The organism is Herbidospora mongoliensis (assembly GCF_001570545.1).
Classification (GTDB): domain Bacteria; phylum Actinomycetota; class Actinomycetes; order Streptosporangiales; family Streptosporangiaceae; genus Herbidospora; species Herbidospora mongoliensis.
Window position 1 is genome coordinate 206058 of sequence record NZ_BBXD01000011.1, and the last position, 15069, is coordinate 221126.

At 70.2% G+C, this 15069-nt stretch carries 15 protein-coding genes; 9 read left to right on the forward strand and 6 right to left on the reverse strand.

Translation table 11 applies throughout. The annotated features are described in order from the left end of the window. Positions 1-196: 196 nt before the first annotated feature. The 6 genes from AW272_RS12580 (at position 197) to AW272_RS12605 (ending at position 8083) form a co-directional block, all read left to right on the forward strand. Positions 197-2563, forward strand: a complete 2367-nt coding sequence (locus AW272_RS12580; protein WP_066363980.1) for a glycoside hydrolase family 9 protein — start codon at positions 197-199, stop codon at positions 2561-2563. 177 nt (positions 2564-2740) lie between these two features. After that, the gene (locus AW272_RS12585; protein WP_066363981.1) at positions 2741-3757 is read left to right on the forward strand and encodes a glycosyltransferase family 4 protein; all 1017 of its coding nucleotides are present in this window, start codon (positions 2741-2743) and stop codon (positions 3755-3757) included. A gap of 178 nt (positions 3758-3935) precedes the next feature. Continuing rightward, positions 3936-5051: a glycosyltransferase gene (locus tag AW272_RS12590; protein ID WP_066363982.1), complete on the forward strand. Its 1116-nt coding sequence runs from the start codon at positions 3936-3938 to the stop codon at positions 5049-5051. Continuing rightward, complete coding sequence (locus AW272_RS12595; protein WP_066363984.1) at positions 5048-6052, forward strand: glycosyltransferase; 1005 nt, start codon at positions 5048-5050, stop codon at positions 6050-6052. The genes AW272_RS12590 and AW272_RS12595 overlap by 4 nt, the downstream gene beginning before the upstream one ends. A 35-nt stretch (positions 6053-6087) precedes the next feature. Then, a complete protein-coding gene (locus AW272_RS12600; RefSeq protein ID WP_066364688.1) occupies positions 6088-7539 on the forward strand; it encodes a glycoside hydrolase family 130 protein in 1452 nt (483 codons plus the stop codon). Then, a complete protein-coding gene (locus AW272_RS12605; RefSeq protein WP_066363985.1) occupies positions 7523-8083 on the forward strand; it encodes an NUDIX domain-containing protein in 561 nt (186 codons plus the stop codon). Before AW272_RS12600 ends, AW272_RS12605 begins: the two co-directional genes overlap by 17 nt. Here the strand turns inward: AW272_RS12605 and AW272_RS12610 are convergent. After that, positions 8034-9434 carry an NsdA family TPR-like regulatory protein gene (locus tag AW272_RS12610; protein ID WP_066363986.1) on the reverse strand — a complete coding sequence of 467 codons (1401 nt, stop codon included), beginning with the start codon at positions 9432-9434 and terminating at the stop codon, positions 8034-8036. The two genes, AW272_RS12605 and AW272_RS12610, sit on opposite strands and share 50 nt — an antisense overlap. Before the next feature lie 149 nt (positions 9435-9583). Between AW272_RS12610 and AW272_RS12615 the strand changes: the two genes are divergently transcribed. Beyond that, positions 9584-9985, forward strand: a complete 402-nt coding sequence (locus AW272_RS12615; protein ID WP_066363988.1) for an ATP-binding protein — start codon at positions 9584-9586, stop codon at positions 9983-9985. Positions 9986-10005: 20 nt separating this feature from the next. Beyond that, positions 10006-10704, forward strand: a complete 699-nt coding sequence (locus AW272_RS12620; RefSeq protein ID WP_066363990.1) for a hypothetical protein — start codon at positions 10006-10008, stop codon at positions 10702-10704. Here AW272_RS12620 and AW272_RS12625 read toward each other — a convergent pair. After that, positions 10690-10962: a hypothetical protein gene (locus tag AW272_RS12625; protein WP_066363991.1), complete on the reverse strand. Its 273-nt coding sequence runs from the start codon at positions 10960-10962 to the stop codon at positions 10690-10692. The genes AW272_RS12620 and AW272_RS12625 overlap by 15 nt on opposite strands. A 272-nt stretch (positions 10963-11234) precedes the next feature. Here AW272_RS12625 and AW272_RS41980 point away from each other — a divergent pair, with 272 nt between their 5' ends. After that, a complete protein-coding gene (locus AW272_RS41980; protein ID WP_157518511.1) occupies positions 11235-11774 on the forward strand; it encodes a hypothetical protein in 540 nt (179 codons plus the stop codon). Here AW272_RS41980 and AW272_RS12635 read toward each other — a convergent pair whose 3' ends face one another. The 4 genes from AW272_RS12635 to AW272_RS12650 are packed head-to-tail and all read right to left on the reverse strand — an operon-like array spanning position 11775 to position 15063. Beyond that, the gene (locus AW272_RS12635; protein ID WP_157518512.1) at positions 11775-12386 is read right to left on the reverse strand and encodes a carbohydrate-binding protein; all 612 of its coding nucleotides are present in this window, start codon (positions 12384-12386) and stop codon (positions 11775-11777) included. After that, positions 12383-13363, reverse strand: coding sequence for an aldo/keto reductase (locus AW272_RS12640; RefSeq protein ID WP_439649142.1), 981 nt, complete (start codon positions 13361-13363; stop codon positions 12383-12385). The genes AW272_RS12635 and AW272_RS12640 overlap by 4 nt, the downstream gene beginning before the upstream one ends. A 12-nt stretch (positions 13364-13375) precedes the next feature. Then, positions 13376-14188 carry a carbohydrate ABC transporter permease gene (locus AW272_RS12645; RefSeq protein ID WP_066363997.1) on the reverse strand — a complete coding sequence of 271 codons (813 nt, stop codon included), beginning with the start codon at positions 14186-14188 and terminating at the stop codon, positions 13376-13378. Further along, on the reverse strand, positions 14185-15063 hold the full coding sequence (locus AW272_RS12650; RefSeq protein WP_218010873.1) for a carbohydrate ABC transporter permease: 879 nt from the start codon (positions 15061-15063) through the stop codon (positions 14185-14187). The genes AW272_RS12645 and AW272_RS12650 overlap by 4 nt, the downstream gene beginning before the upstream one ends. Positions 15064-15069 lie beyond the last annotated feature (6 nt).

The following is a 15069-nucleotide window of genomic DNA, read 5'->3' on the forward strand; positions in this document are numbered from 1 at the left end:
CTGAACGGCATAAGCCCAGCCCGGAGCGCAAACGCGGCGCGCGGTCCGGGTGAGCCTTACGGTGCTTGATTGACATCCGTCCCCCGGTCCAGGAAATTCGATTTGGGAGCGCTCCCACGCTCCGAAGGCCAGGGGTGCGACGGCGCCTGACCCGCTGTCGCACCCCCGACACCCTCCGCCCCGTAAGGACGCTTCTATGCGCCGAACGCTCCGCATCGCGGCCGTGGCCCTGGTCGCCGCGGTCACCCTTCAACCGCAACAGGCCTCGGCCGCCGTGTTCAACTACGGCGAGGCGCTGCAGAAGTCGATCCTGTTCTACGAGGCCCAGCAGGCCGGGCCGCTGCCCTCCTGGAACCGAGTCTCGTGGCGCGGGCCCTCCGGGCTGACCGACGGCGCCGACGTCGGGCTCGACCTGACCGGTGGCTGGTACGACGCCGGGGACCACGTCAAGTTCGGGCTCCCGATGGCGGCGGCCACGACGATGCTGGCGTGGGGGGCGGTCGAGAACCGGGCCGCGTACGGCAGCCAGCTCACGCACCTGACGAACAACCTGCGGTTCGTCAACGACTACTTCATCAAGGCGCACCCCTCGGCCAACGTGCTCTACGGGCAGGTCGGCAACGGTGGGCTCGACCACGCCTGGTGGGGGCCCGCAGAGGCCATGCAGATGAACCGTCCTTCGTACAAGATCGACGCGAGCTGCGGCGGCGCCGACCTGGCCGGGGAGACGGCGGCCGCGATGGCGGCCTCGTCGATCGTGTTCCGGCCCACCGACGCGACGTACGCCAACACGCTGGTGACCCACGCGCGGCAGCTCTACACGTTCGCCGAGAACGTCAGGCGCGCCTACAGCGACTGCATCACCGACGCGGCGGGCTACTACCGCTCGTGGAGCGGCTTCAACGACGAGATCGTGTGGGGCGCGCTCTGGCTCTACCGGGCGACCGGGGAGGCCTCCTACCTGGCCAAGGCCGAAGCCGGCTACGCCAACCTGGGCACCGAGCCGCAGTCGACGACCAAGTCGTACAAGTGGACGATCGCGTGGGACGACAAGTCCTACGGCGCCTATGTGCTGCTGGCCAAGCTGACCGGCAAGCAGCAGTACCTCGACGACGCGAACCGCTGGCTCGACTTCTGGACCGTCGGGGTCAACGGTCAGCGGGTGGCCTACTCGCCGGGAGGTCAGGCGGTCCTGGACCGCTGGGGTTCTCTCCGGTACGCCGCCAACACCGCCTTCGCGGCTCTCGTCCACAGCGATTCGATCACCGACGCCACGCGTAAGGCGCGCTACCACGACTTCGCGAAGCGCCAGATCGACTACGCGCTGGGCGACAACCCGCGCAACTCCTCGTACGTGATCGGGTTCGGCGCCAACCCGCCGAAGAACCCGCACCACCGCACCGCGCACGGCTCCTGGACCGACCAGATGACCAACCCGGTCGAAACCCGCCACACCCTGTACGGCGCCCTGGTCGGCGGCCCCCCGGACCCGAACGACGCCTACACCGACAAGCGCGACGACTACGTGATGAACGAGGTCGCGACCGACTACAACGCGGGCTTCACCAGCGCCCTCGCCCGCCTCTACGGCGAGTACGGCGGGACGCCGCTGTCCAACTTCCCCACGGCCGTCCCGGCCCCCGAGGCCGAGATCTTCACCGAGGCCTCCGTGAACGCCACCGGGACCAACTTCACCGAGGTCAAGGTGATGGTCCGGAACCAGTCGGGCTGGCCGGCCCGTAACCTGACCAACGGCGCGTTCCGCTACTACTTCACCCTGGACGGGGACACGACGCCCGCCGACATCACGATGACGGCGAACTACAACCAGTGCAGCGCGCCCACCGGTCCCACCCAGCACTCCGGCGCGATCTACTACGTGACGATCAACTGCGCCGGGCAGAACATCGCACCGGCCGGTCAGTCGCAGCACCGGCGCGAGGTCCAGTTCCGGATCGCGAGCTCGAAGCAGTGGAGCGCGGCGAACGACTGGTCGTACGTGGGCGTCTCCACGACGCCGGGCTCGACCCCGGTCCGGGTCGACAACATCCCGCTGTACGCGGGGACGACCAAGATCTGGGGCAACGTGCCCGGCACGGGCCCCTCACCGTCGCCCAGCCCGTCACCTTCGCCCTCCCCCAGCCCGTCCCCCTCGCCCAGCCCTTCGCCGTCGCCCAGCCCCTCCCCCAGCCCTTCACCTTCACCTTCACCTTCGCCTTCACCGAGCCCGTCGCCGAGTCCGTCGCCCTCCCCCGGCGGTAAGGCCTGTGCGGCGACCTACCGGGTCACCGACCAGTGGAACGTCGGGTTCGGGGCCGAGGTGTCGGTGCGGAACTCCGGTGCGGTCAACATCACCGGGTGGACCGTGAACTGGACCTGGCCCAACGGCCAGACCATCTCGCAGCTCTGGAACGGCCAGCACACCCAGACCGGCTCGGCCGTGGCGGTCCGGAACCTCTCCTACAACGGCAACCTGACCCCGAACACGTCGACCGCGTTCGGCTTCAACGGCAACTGGTCCGGCGCCAACGGGACCCCGACGCTCACCTGCACCCCCGCCTGACCCCAAGCCGCCCGCCTCCCCCAGACGGACCCCTCTGGGGGAGGCGGGCCCCCAAAACGGCCCCGCCCCTCATTCCGCAGGGGGGCGGGGCTTTCCACGTGGGGCGAGGTGTAGCGTCGGAGATCTCCGGCACACCGGGAGGTGCGCGATGAGCCATCGGACCCTGATCCGCGATTCGTGAAGGTCGCTCTGCTGGGCCCGGTCGCCTGGCGTACACCACCGCTTCACTACGGTCCGTGGGAGCAGGTCACGAGCCTGCTCGCCGAAGGGCTCGTCGCCCGGGGCGTCGACGTGACCCTGTTCGCCACCCTCGATTCGGTCACCTCGGCCAAGCTCGACGGGGTCCTCCCGCGCGGCTACGCCGACGATCCGTCCGTCGACGGGCGCATCTGGGAGGCTCTGCACGTCGCGCACGTGTTCAGCCGGTCCGCCGAGTTCGATCTCGTCCACAGTCATCTCGACTGGCTGCCGCTGGCCTTCGCCGATCACTGCCGGGCGCCGCTGCTCACCACCATCCACGGCTTCTCCGGGCCGCTCATCCTGCCCGCCTACGCGCGGGCCGCGTCGGCCTACGTCTCCATCTCGGACTCCGACCGCTCCCCCGACCTCGACTACGTCGCCACCGTTCACCACGGCATCGACTTCGGCGCGTTCCCCTTCTCGCCCGAGGGCGGCCCGGGACTGATCAGTTTCGGGCGCATCCACCCCGACAAGGGCACCCATACCGCCATCGAGATCGCCCGCCGGGCCGGGATGCCGCTGACGATCTGCGGGATCGTCCAGGACGAACGGTATTTCGAGGAGCAGGTCGCGCCGATGATCGACGGCGATCAGGTCAGGTTCCTGGGGTCGGTCGGGCCGGACAAGCGCGGGGAGGTCCTCGGCGGCGGGGCCGCCCTCCTGCATCCCATCGCGTTCGACGAGCCGTTCGGGCTGTCGGTGGTCGAGGCGATGGCGTGCGGCACGCCCGTCGTCGCCTACCGCCGGGGGTCGATGGCCGAGGTCGTGGACCCGGGGGTGACGGGGTTCCTGGTCGATTCGGCCGACGAGGCCGTCGAGGCGGTCGGGCGGGTGAAGACGATCGATCGGGAAGGCTGCCGGGCGCACGCGGAGGGCCGGTTCGGCGTCGACCAGATGGTCACCAATTATCTGCGTGTATATCGCGAAACGTTAGGACACAGTAGCGACGGGTAGTCTGGCACAGTCGCGGTTTCCCGCCATCGGTCGAGGAACGCGGCAGCCGGGCCCCCGCACGAGGGCGGGCCCTCGGTGATTCGGTCGGAACTCTCCGCTCAGGCAAACCTACGCCGACTTCATCGAGCGAGCCCGCGATGGCATCACCGTGTGCGGGCATCTACCGGAAGGCAAACCCTTGGCCGTCACTTACGGCTTCCTCAGCACGCACCCGCCCACCCGATGCGGTCTGGCCACCTTCAACTCCGCGCTGGCCGCCCATCTCAACGGGGGCACCGGGATCGTCCGCGTCACCGCGGAAGGCGACGACGAGCAGCCCCTGCCGGGCGTCGTGCACACCTGGGCCGCCCGCGAGTTCGGCGGCTGGAGCAACGCCGCCGAGGCGCTCGAACGGTTCGATGTGGCGATCGTCCAGCACGAATACGGCATCTACCCGGGCCCGGACGGCCAGGACCTGCTGCCGTTGCTGCGGTGTCTGGGCGTGCCGAGTGTCGTGGTGCTGCACACCGTGCTGGTCCGGCCGACCAACCAGCAGAAGATCCTGCTGGAGGAGATCGTCGAAGCCGCCGGCGCGGTCGTGACCATGACCGCCACCGCCCGCGACCGGCTGCTGGCGGGATATCGGGTCGACCCGGCCAAGATCTCCGTCATCCCGCACGGGACCGCCGACCACATGCGCGTGCCCGCCCAGCGACGGGCCCGGCCGCACCTGCTGACCTGGGGGCTGATCGGTCCCGGCAAGGGCATCGAGTGGGCGGTCCGGGCGCTGGCGCACCTGGGTGACCTGGCGCCGACGTACACGATCGCGGGAAAGACGCACCCCAAGGTGCTGGAGCACCAGGGCGAGGCGTATCGGGACGGCCTCTACGAGATCGCCGACCGGCTCGGGGTGTCCTCCTCCGTCCGGCACGACCCGGTCTATCGCGACCAGGAGTCGCTGAGCAGGCTGGTCCGGTCCGCTGATGTCGTCGTGCTGCCTTACGACTCGACCGAGCAGGTCACCTCGGGTGTGCTGATCGAGGCCGTGGCCGCCGGGGTCCCCGTGGTCGCCACCTCGTTCCCGCACGCCGTCGAGCTGCTGACCGACGGTCCGGGGCTGCTGGTTCCGCACCGTGACCACGCCGCGCTCGCCGACGCCGTGCGCCGGGTCCTCACCGAGCCGGGGCTGGCCGACGAACTGACCGGGCGGACCCACGCGCTGGCCTCCGCGCCCCTGTGGCCCGCGGTCGCCGACCGGTATGCCGGTCTCGTCGCGTCGCTGCTCGCCGAACGGCCGACTCCGGCGATGCGATGACCTCTCCGACTCCCGGATTCCGGCATCTCGTCCGGCTGAGCGACGACACCGGTCTGTACGAGCACGCGCGCCATGCCGTCGTCCGGCGCGAACACGGATACTGCACCGACGACGTCTCCAGGGGACTGGTCGTCGTCAGCCGGGAGGAGCGGCCGTCGTATCGGCTGATCCGGCTGGCCGAGACGTATCTGTCCTTCCTCACTCACGCGCAGGGCTCGTCCGGCGCGTTCCGCAACCGGCTCGGGTTCGACCGGCGCTGGATCGACGAGCCGGGGCTCGGCGACTGGTGGGGCCGCGCGATGTGGGGCCTGGGCACCGCCGCGGCCCGCAGCGCCGCGCCGTGGGTGCGCGAAGAGGCGCTGGTGGCCTTCGTCGCCGGCGCGGAACAACGGTCCTCCGATGCGCGCGCCATGGCGTTCGCCGGGCTCGGCGCGGCGGAGGTCCTGCGGGCCGACCCGGACAGCTCCGTGGCCGCCGCCCTGCTGACCGACGCCGCGCAGGCCGTCGGCACGCCGACGGAGGATCCCGACTGGCCGTGGCCCGAACCGCGGCTCACCTACGCGAACGCCGCGCTGGCCGAGGTGCTCATCGTGGCCGGGGAACTGAGCGGCGACAAACAGCTGCTCGACAGCGGCCTGCGGTCGCTCGCCTGGCTGTGCGACGTGCAGACGCGCGACGACCGCTTTTCGGTGGTGGCCGTCTCCGGCTGGCGGCGGGGCGAACCCCGTGCCCGCTTCGACCAGCAGCCGATCGAGGTGGCCGCGCTCGCCGACGCCTGCGCCGCCGCCGCGCTGGCGACGGGCGACCTGCTGTGGCAGGACGGGATCAGGCGCGCGGCCGACTGGTTCCAGGGCGCCAACGACGCCGACACCCTGATGTGGGACCCGTCGACCGGCGGCGGCTACGACGGCCTGACCGAGCACGGTCCCAACCTCAACCAGGGAGCCGAGTCCACCATCGCGCTGATCTCCACCATGCAACGCCACGAGGAGCTGTCCTGACCTGCGACGACCTGGCCACCCGGCTCCCAGTGACGATGGCCCCCGACCCCCGCCGGGTGATCGTCAAGCTGTTCGTGCCGGGCGAGGACGGCGCCGTCACCCGCACCCGCGCCGCCGCGCTCATCGAGCGGGTCATGCTCCTCGACGAGGACGCGACGGCGGCCCTGCTCGACGCGACGCTGGCCCGCTTCGGCGACCGGCACGACGACCTCGAGGCGACCTTCGCCCACCACTGCGACCTGGTCGGCCACCGGATCCCCCGGGACGCCGAGCTCTCCCCGGCCACCCGCCTCCTCGTCGGCGCCTACTTCAGCCACGAGTACGCCGTCGAGGGGGCCGCGCTGTGCAATCCCTCGATGGTCCCCCACCCCGACCAGGGCGGCCTCGACCCGGGACACCTCCGGGTGGCGATCAGCCTGCGGCAGATCGGCGAGGGGCACCTGTCGTCCATCGGCTTCGTCACCGGCGTGCTCGGCCCCGGACCAACGCTGGTCCTCGACGACCGCCGCGGCCCGCTGTCCGTCGGGAGCAGGCAGCCGACCCGGCATCGGCGAGACCTGCTCGCCGCCGGGCTCTCGGACCACGCCTGGGACGACGAGGCCTCGGCCACCATGCTGGAGTCGCTGCCGGAGATCTTCACCGACGACGAGTTCGAGCAGGCCATCGCCCGGCTGCCCGCCGATCTGCTCACCCGGACGACCACGCAGCGGACCCTCGACGAACTGCGCCGGGCGACCCGCGCCGACTACGCGGTGACCTTCCCGGCCGACCTCCCCCTGCACCGGCGGGTGCTCTGGCCGGCGACCGCGGCCGAGTCGAACGGCATGGAGGACGCCCGTTTCGTCAAGACTTCGGATGGGTCCTACCTGGCCACGTACACCGCTTACGACGGGCGGCACATCCGCTCCCAGCTGATCGCCAGCGACGACCTGTGCAGCTTCGAGATCACCCCGATGCGCGGCCCGGCCTCCGCCAACAAGGGCCTGGCCCTGTTCCCCCGGCCCGTGGGCGGGCGCACCCTGGCGCTGTGCCGCTCCGACGGCGAGACCATCGGCCTGACCGCCCTCGACGACCAGCACATGTGGCAGACATCGGTGCCGCTCCACAGCCCGCTCCACGGCTGGGAACTGATCCAGGTGGGCAACTGCGGATCGCCCATCGAGACCGAGCACGGCTGGCTCGTGCTGACCCACGGCGTCGGCCCGATGCGCGACTACGCGCTGGGCGCCCTCCTGCTCGACCTCGACGAACCGGAAAAGGTCATCGCCGAGCTGCCCAGCCCGCTCCTGACCGCCCAGGGTTCCGAGCGCGAGGGGTACGTCCCCAACGTCCTGTACTCCTGTGGCGGCCTGCTGCACGAGGGTGTCGTGTGGATTCCGTACGGCGCGAGCGACAATCGCATCGGCTTCGCGACCGTCCCCCTGGAGTCCCTCGTCAAGGCCCTGAGACCTTCCGGGTACGGTTCGGTCCGTGGCGATTCTCCCTGAGCGCAGCAAGTGGACGATCCACGGTGAACGGGTCGTCGACGACACCCCCCACATCAAACTGAGCATCGCCTCGGTGGAACTGCCGAACGGGGTCACCTTCGAGCAGTACGTGATGCGGATGCGGCGCTGCGCGATGACGGTCGTCCTCGACGACGCCGCCGAGAACGTGCTGCTGATGTGGCGGCACCGGTTCATCGTCGACGCCTGGGTCTGGGAACTCCCCGGCGGTTACGTCGACGAGGGGGAGGACGAACCCGCCGCGGCGGCCCGCGAGGTGGAGGAGGAGACCGGGTGGCGTCCGCGCCGTCTGGAGAAGGTCCTCAGCTTCCAGCCCGCCATCGGGAACGCCGACTATCCGCAGGACCTCTATCTGGCGCGCGGCGCCGAGCAGGTCGGGGAGCCCGATGTGGACGAGGCCGAATACGTCCAGTGGATCCCGCTGGCGAAGGCGCGCGAGATGATCTCATCGGGCCAGATCCTGGGCGCGGCGACGGTCATCGGTGTGCAACATGCCCTGCTGGCCGCAGCAGGTCCGGCAGCGTGACGTTCACGTGGTCGGTCAGTTCGCGCACCTCGGCGGTCTCCCGATAGGGGTGCAGCCGGCGGAACAGGTCTTTGAGGTTGCCGACCGCGCGGTGAGAGTTGAGGCCGCTGACCAGCTCCACCGCCGTGCGGCCCTCGGCGCAGGCCTGGTCGATCCGCCCCTGCTGGACGTGCGCCACGGCGAGCAGGATCTGGTTGAACGCCCGGCCCCGCGCGTACCGTCCGTCCATGTTGAGCGACAGTCTCGCGTGGCGCTCGGCCATGTCGCCGTGGCCCAGGTCGCGGAAGCACTGGGCGAATTTCGCGTCCAGATAGGCCGCGTCGAAGTAGGTGAGCCAGGCCGGCACGTCCGCCCGGTTCGCCTGGTCGAACGTCTTCTCGGCCCGGACGAGCGCGGCGGCGCAGGCGCGGGCGTCGCCCCGGGCGGCGTGGCCGTGGGCCTCCAGAACGATGCATTCGGTGAGCAGCGTGGGCAGCCCGGCGCGCCGGGCCGCCGCCTGGCCGGTGCGCGCGACGTCGATCGCGGTGGCCGGCTGGGCGAGGTAGACGCTCTGGTGGCTGATGGCCGCCAGGATCTCCCCGCACAGGGCGCTGTCGCCGGCCGACTCGGCGAGGGATAGCGCCTGCAGCAGGTGGCGCTGGGCCAGACCGTGCGACTCGGCGTCGTAGCTCAGCCACCCGGCCAGCTGCGCGAGTTCGGCGGCGGCCCCGGCCAGCGAGCGCCCGATCTCGTCGCCGTACCTCCCGTGCCGCAGCAGCGGGCTCACCTCGTTGTTCAGGTAGTTGACGACCACGCTCCGGATCCGGACCCCGCCGAGCCGGTTGTCGAGGGAGCGGTACGTCCGGGTCACCTCGCGGATGGCCGCGACGTCGGCGGGCCCGACGCGGCGCAGCCCGCGCCCGATCGGGGGCTCGGCCCCGGGCGCGGTGAGCCACCTCAGGGCGGCGGTGGACGACGCCGCCACGGCGATGGTGGCGTCGGTGAGAAATTGGCGTCGTCGCACGTCTTCCCTCCAAAGCCCGGTCACTGCCCGGACTCGATCCGTCCACCGCCCGTCGGTCTCCAGCCCGACTTCGGCGGTGACCGTGCTGCTGCTCATCCCGATGTCGTCGGCGGTGACCTGCCGCCCGAGCGCGGTCGTCAGGACCTCGGCGATGAGCTCGGGGACCGGCTCCTTCGGCTGCTCGCCCTCATACCAGCGAGCCACCGAGCTGTGGTTGTAGCGCAGCCCGTCCAGACCTCTGGTCCCGCCGTGTGCGACGACGCGGCGCGCGAGTCCCTTGTTCGACAACCCGGCCTCGTCGGCCAGCCCGGCCAGACGGGTGTTGGGTGGTTTGGGCTGTCTGCCCATCACTGCCTCCGAACGCCTCGGATGCGGACAGTGTCACACGCATCACTGTGCGCTACATCCGGTTTCGCATACGTGCACGCCCCCCGTGCACTCCCCCGCCTCTGGTTCACGCCTTACGGGTTGAGCATGATTTCGGCTGTCCTGTGACAATGACCGACCGCAGGATGCTGCTGGCACTGCCCGCCGAGGAACGGAGCCTCGGCGTCATCCGCCACGCGGTGGCCTCGACCCTCCTGGCCTGGGAACTCGACCAGCTCGTCGACGACTCACGTCTGGTCATCGACGAACTGGCCACCAACGCCGTCGCGGAGGCGCCCGGCACCCGCATCGCGGTCCAGGCCGAGCTACGGACCGACGGCCTCGTCCTGAGTTGCTGGGACTGCTCCCCGAACCTTCCCGGGATCCCCGGGCTGCCCGGCGACGACGCGGAGGACCACCGCGGCCTGTTCATCGTCGAGACGCTGTCGGTGAAGCACGGGACCACACCGATCCCCCGCCGGGGCAAATGGGTCTGGGCCCTGATGAGCATCGAGGCGCGTCAAGCGCTGTGATCGGGGGTTAGATACGAAGTGTGGAATCGGAATCGCCTAATCGCGTCTTATACCGGGTCCAATTCGGTCTTCGCATAGCGCTGCTGCTGGTCCTGCTCTACGGCGCGCTGGTCGTCAGCGCCACGTCCCGGCCGTCGGCCCGTACGTTCGGCCAGTTCCGCGCGGCGCTGACCGCCGGCGAGGTCGACCGGGTGACGTGGCGGGGCGACTCCGGCGGCATCTGGCAGTTGCACTGGTCGGAGTCGCCGCTGATCTGGCATGAGGCGCCGCCGGAAAAGCTGGCGGGCGACGGGGGGCCGTACACGCCGGAGCGGCTCGACGCCGATCTCGATCGCAGTCGGATCCGGCCGTTGGCCGAGCACTTGGACAATCGCAACAGCGGCTCGATTCTGCCGGAGTGGCCCTTCTGGTTCCCCGGCGTCGGATTCCTGCCGTGGCTGGCCGCCGCCTGGGTGATCGCGTTCGTCGTGATGGTGGGTTCGCGGCCCCGGCTGGGGAACCGGTGGGCGTGGTTCTGGCTGTTCACCGTCGGGGAGATCGGCGCGCTGCTCTTCCTGGTCCTGGAGCCGAGACCGTTGTGGAAGGGGCCCGGCCCGGGCGCCGCCGAGAGCAAGCCGATCAGCGGCCACACCGGCTGCCTCTACTCGATCCTGCTGGCCATCGTCTCGATAGGGCTGGCGCTGGGCGTCGGGGAACTGGTCAGGCTACTGCTGGGCTGACTCGGTGCTCCGCGCACTGACGACGGTCGCGGTCGTGGTGAACACGCTCTGGGTCGCGGTGTTCGTGCGGGTCGTGCTGACGCGCGGGTTCCGGCCCTGGCTGATGGCCGGATAGGTGGCGCTGACCTGCGCGCTCTCGCTCGGGCAGGGTGCCCTGGTCGCGGCGGACATGGTCTCCGGCGGCACGAGCTGGGTCGCCGGGCTGGTCACGATGACCTTCGTGATGGCGGGCCTGGCCTGGCGGGGGCGGCTCTCCATCCCGTGCGGCCTTCTCGTGGCGGGGTGCCACCTGGCCGGGGCCCGGATGGCGGGGGCCGAGGACGGCGGTCGCTCAGGGCAGCGTACGGACCAGTGTGCTCCTCGCGTGGCGACCATGATCGGCCGCCAGGCGCTTTCTTCCGAGGTGGCGACCGTGACCACGCTGGGCCGGAGCGCCATCGCCGAGCACGCGCGGCGCCACGCTCAGGCGGGGAAGATCGGCCGTCGTCTGCGCCGCCGCCTGGCACATCGGCTTCGACCTCACATCGACCATGGCCAACTGGCCCGGCTACGGTCCGTGGCGGATCCCGGTCGCGGCCGCGTGGCTGGCGCATCTCGTCGTCGGGGTGCTCGCGGGCTGGTCACTGCTGGTCAGGGACCGGGTGCCGGTTCTCTGGTTCTGGTACGCCCTTCTCGCGCTCACCGTCGACGTCACCCTCATGGCCGCCACGGCTCCCGACGGATTGGTGGGCCCGGCCAACTGGGGGTGGGGGTCGGTCGGGTGGCTCGGGTGCCTGATCTTCTGGCGGCGTCGGCAGTCGGAGCTGGTCGGCTTCCTGGCCGCCAACGCGGCCCTCATGGTCATCGCGCTGACGCTGGGGGTCGCTCGACCAGGCCTCGGTGGCGAAGTTCCTCATGGTCATCGCCGGGAGCGTCACCCTCCAGCTCGGCTACAGCGCGGGCGCGCACGCCTTGGAGGCCAACGCGCGCAGGGCCATCGCACTGTCGGAGAAGCGGGCCGAGCTCGAGGCGACCGGGCTGGCGCGCGTCCAAGGACGCGCTGCCGGCCCGCGCCATCGAAGACGGGCTGATCACGACGGCGGAGGTGCGAGAGTACCGTTCGCGCGCCCGCCGAGACGGCTGAAGTCGAGGTAGGCGTAGTTCATCTCGCCGGTGCGGGTCGTCCGCAGGGTCAGCACGTGCCGGCCCGCCGCCAGCCAGGGCAGCTCGAACCTGACCAGCGCCCAGTGGTGCCACCGGCGCCACTCGATGTCGTCGTCGGCGCCGGTCGACGGCAGTTCCACCTCGCCGCCGATGTCGTCGTCGAGGTCGATCCTGATGGAGCCGTCCTTCGCCGCCGCGTAGAGCAGCGTCGCCTCGTACTCCCCCGGTTCGGCCACCTCGACGGTGTAGCGCAGCCAGTTGCCCGGGGTCGTCCAGCCCACATAGAGCATGCCCATGTCGGGGCGGTGCGACTGGTAGGGGTGGTTGTCGATGCCGTCGGGTTTGGTGTAGCTGGTCCCGACGTTCTCGTCGGCGCGGAAGTCGTTCAGGTAGCTGCCGTCGATCGGGTTGAGGCCGCCGCTGCCGTGGTTGCGGTGGTGGCGGTCGTGGTAGGCGACGCCTTCTCCGCCCAGGTCGTAGAAGGCGCACATCACCCGGCCGGGGATCCGCTGCGGCGCGCCGGTGAACGGGCGGCTCACAGGTCGGCGCCGGCCACGGGGGCCAGCAGGGTGTCGATCCGGGTGAGCTCGTCGTCGGTCAGGGGGGCGCCGTCCAGGGCGGCGAGGTTGTCGTCGAACTGGGCGACGCTGCTGGCGCCGACGATCAGCGAGGTGACGCGGTCGTCGCGCAGCGCCCAGGTGAGGGCGAGCTGGGCGAGCGACTGGCCGCGCTCCTCCGCCACCGCGTTCAGGCCGCGCAGGGTGGTCAGCAGGCCCTCGTTGAGTACCGATTCCCGCAGGGAGTCTCCGCGTGCCATCCGGGAGTCGCCCGGGGTTCCGTCGAGATAACGGCTGGTCAGCAGGCCCTGGGCGAGCGGGGAGAAGGCCACGCAGCCGATGCCCCGGCCGCCGAGGACGTCGAGCAGGCCCTGTTCCGGGGTCCGGTCGAGCATCGAGTAGCGCGGCTGGTGGACCGTCAGGGGGACGTCCAGGATCTTGGACGCCAGGGCGGTCTGCTCGGCGTCGTAGTTCGAGAGGCCGACGTACAGGGCGCGGCCGGAACGGACGATGTCCGAGAGCGCGCCGAGGGTCTCCTCCAGCGGGGTGTTCGGGTCGGGGCGGTGGCTGTAGAAGACGTCGACGTAGTCGAGGCCCATGCGTCTGAGCGACTGGTCGAGGCTGGCGATCAGGTACTTGCGCGAGCCCCACTCCCCATAGGGTCCGGGCCACATGCGGTAGCCCGCCTTGGAGGAGATGACCAGCTCGTCCCGGTGCTTCGAAAGGTCGTCCCGCAGGACCGTCCCGAAGGTGGCCTCCGCCGAGCCGGGCGGGTTGCCGTAGTTGTTGGCCAGGTCGAAGTGGGTGACACCTCGGTCGAAGGCGTGGGTGATGATCTGGCGGTGGCGTTCCAGGGGGCCGTCGTCGCCGAAGTTCTGCCACAGGCCCAGGGAGATCTGCGGCAGCAGCAGGCCGGAGTTGCCGAGCCGGCGGTAGGTCATCTCGTCGTACCGAGACAAGGAAGTGCCTTTCTAACGGACGCCCACGGTCGCGATGCCCTGGGTGAAGTAGCGCTGGAGGAAGACGAAGACGAGCACGATCGGGGCGATGACCAGCACGGATCCGGCCAGGAGTAGTCCGTACTGGGTGGCGATCTGCCCGGTGGAGTAGAGGGACAGGGCCACCGGAAGGGTGTACATGTCCTGGGTCTGGGCCGCCACGAGCGGCCACAGGAAGTTGTTCCACGACCCGAGGAAGGTCAGGATCCCGAGCGTGGCCAGCGGCGGCCCGCACAGTGGCAGCACGATCCGGGCGAAGATCCGCAGCTCACCGGCGCCGTCGATGCGGGCGGCCTCCAGCAGGGCGTCGGGGATGTCGGCGATGAACTGCCGCATCATGAACACGCCCAGCGGCGACGTGAGGAACGGCAGGATCAGGGCCGTGTACGTGTTCGTCAGCCCCAGCTTCGCGACCAGCACGAACAGCGGCACGAACGTCACGACGCCCGGCACCATCAACGTGATCATCACGAGGGTGAAGATGAACCGCTTGCCGCGGAACTCGAACTTGGCCAGGGCGTAGCCGACCATCGAGCAGAACAGCAGGTTCCCGACCACCGTGACCGCCGCGACGACCACGCTGTTCAGGAAGAACTGCCCGAGGTGCAACTCGGTGAACCAGGTGGCGTAGTTGCCTGCCGTCGGGGCCTGCGGCCAGAAGCCCGAGGGGTTGCGCAGGATCTCGCCCTGGGTCTTGAACGACCCGAGCAACATCCAGATGAAGGGCAGCAGGGTGGCGACGACGGCCACCACGAGGCCCAGGTAGACGATTGATCGACGAGTCATTTTTTCGACCTCAGCGCCCGGAACATCACCATGCTGAGCAGCGCGATCGCCACGAAGAGGACGTAGCTGGCCGCGGAGGCGAAGGCGTAGTTGCCGAATCCGAACTGTTTGTAGGCGAAGTAGCTGACCGAGAGCGTCGCGTCGAGCGGGCCGCCCTGGGTCATGACGAAGGGTTCCTCGAAGAACTGCAGGTACCAGACCGACAGCAGCACCGCCCCGAACAGCAGGGTCGGCCGCATCAGCGGCAGCGTGATGCTGGTGAACCTCTTCAGCGGCCCGGCGCCGTCGGTGCGCGCGGCCTCGTCGAGCTCGGTCGGGATGGTCTGGAGACCGGCCAGGAAGATGACCATCAGGGTGCCCATGTTGCGCCAGACACCCATGATGATCATGGCGGGCATCGCCCAGGTCGTGCTGTTGAGCCAGTCGGGGCCGTCGATACCCACCAGGCCGAGGACGGTGTTGAGCGGGCCCTCCTGCTGGAGGATGAACCGCCACACCACGGCCACCGCGACGATGCTCGTCACGACCGGGGTGTAGAAACCGGTGCGGAAAGCGGTCCGGAACCGGTTGATCCCGCTGTTCAGCGCCACCGCCAGGCCCAGCGCCACACCCATCGTGAGGGGGATGCCGACGATCACGTAGTAGGCCGTCGTCCACATCGACCGCAGGAACTGCGGCGTCTGGAACAGCTTGACGTACTGGTCGAGCCCGACGAAGTCGATCGCGAACGGCGTCTGGACGTCGGAGCTGTGGAAGTCGGTGAACGACATCCCGAACGACGACACCAGAGGGATGAAGGTGAAGGCGCCGAACAGCAGCACGAACGGCAGCGCGAACGCCCACGCGATCACCCCCTGGCGTCGCCTTGTCGACATGGCGGC